The organism is Okeania sp. SIO2B9 (genome assembly GCF_010672505.1).
In the GTDB taxonomy this organism is placed as follows: domain Bacteria; phylum Cyanobacteriota; class Cyanobacteriia; order Cyanobacteriales; family Microcoleaceae; genus Okeania; species Okeania hirsuta.
In genome coordinates this window covers 1-1,842 of the sequence record NZ_JAAHGK010001420.1, presented here as the reverse complement: position 1 = coordinate 1,842, position 1,842 = coordinate 1, and the positions used below count along the sequence as shown (strand labels likewise).

1 protein-coding gene is annotated in these 1,842 nt (G+C 35.0%); it reads right to left on the bottom strand.

What is annotated here, in order from left to right; translation table 11 throughout:
• Positions 1 to 469: 469 nt before the first annotated feature.
• On the bottom strand, positions 470 to 1,842 hold a 1,373-nt coding region (locus tag F6K13_RS31330; RefSeq protein WP_287289606.1), incomplete at its 5' end, for a CHAT domain-containing protein.

Sequence of the window (1,842 nt, the reverse complement as noted above, 5' to 3'; positions counted from 1 at the left end):
GAGACGATCTTAAACCTTTTTATGTACTTTTAAATGGTATCGGATTAATTTTCATGATGGTTACAGGTATCACTATGAGTGGTGTATTCAGGAAAAAAAGATTGACTGATTAATTCAAACAGGACTTACGGAAAATATCAGACTATACACTATCTGTAGGGAGAGACAAACATCAGAATAATTAGCATTAACTGGTAATAATTAGGAAATAATATCATGTCCGGATAAGAGCGTGATAGAACTCCGTTCCGCTTACGCGACCAAAAAACTTTCTCCTTCTTCTCCTCTTCTTACTCTTTCTTGTTTCTTTCCTCCTGACTCCTGACTCCTGACTCCTCAGTTGTGTCGTTATTAATAACTGTTCAACCGGACATGATATTATTCCTTCTTCTTCCTTGTGCTATGTCATTCTCCATTATACAATAGGCTAAATTCTGGCTCCTGACTCCTGACTCCTGACTCCTAAGCATCACAACCCATCACCAATCAAAATAAATGGTGCCCAATAATAAGGATGCCTCAACCTTTTTGCCTCTTCTTCATTAATACTCCCATTTATCAAAGCTAACTGTGCTTTTCGTAATGCTTCTGCTTTTGTGATATTGCCTTTTTTCAATGCTCGATAAAAATTAATCATCAGCACTCGCGTTCCTAGATCGTCAACTTGCCACAAACTTGCCAGAGATGTTTTTACCCCTGCACGTTGCATCTGATAACCCAACCCTAATATTTCTGAACCATCTTTTAAAATACCACCTACTCCTGTTCGACAAGCACTCAAAACTGCTAAATTAATATTAGGTAAGGATAAGTTTGTAATTTCCCGCAAAGTTAAACGACTACCATCACCAAATAAAATAAAAGAATCTTCTGGTTGCCCATTGACAAAATCTGCATGGGTGGCAAAATGTAGAATATTGTACTTATTAACTCGTGAAATAATTTCATTCCAATTGAAGGCTTGATTCAGTAGTTTTGTCGTATTAGGAATCATCTTGGCTAAGGTCTCTACTTCTTGTCCGGCAAATTTTAATCCTGAGAATCGAAATTCTCTAGAACCTACAAGAAATTTATAATTTCCTTGACTAAAAGCTGCGGCTAATACTCGGAGTTTACCTAGAGGTTTGCTGTTAAAATTAGTCAGACTTGCTGCGGTAATATTGTTGATGTTTAACCTTTCTATTAACCATTTTTTTCCATCGTATAAAGCTGCTATTGGAATATAACGTAATAAACCATCAGGAGCATAAATAATAGTTTTAGTTTTCGCTAAAAATAGCTCTGTCTCTAAAGGTTCTATTAACCATTTGTATAACTGTTGACCTGTTGTGTGTACTATCTGATCACTAATTATATTTCTAGGATATGTCAAAGCTCCTCTAAAGTCAATAATTGCATTTTTTAACTGTGTTTTGTTAATCGGAACTGAACGATGTATTGGCAATCCTTGACTTGTCACTAATATTAATTCTATCCTATCGTCCAAAATTAAGGGATAAAGTAGTACAGCATTTTGCTTGATTTTGAGGATATTTTGTAATCTACTTAAATTGGTAATATCTATACTTTCTCCATCAGTTTTTTGCTTGAGTTCCTGTATGATTTTGACGATATTTTCGTTGGAAATCAAGTTATGAAATTCTGTTTGAATTTGCTGTTTTTCTGCTTTTAAGTCAGTAATACGTTGTTGTTGAGCTTTCGACCTATCTGTGGGTGATATATTCTGTAAATCTGTGAGTTCTTTGTTCAGTTGTACTGCTTTATCTTGAATAGCGGTATAGTTATCCAATATTTCTTGTTCTTGAGGTAATAATTCTATTCTTCCAAAAGACCAAAGCCCGA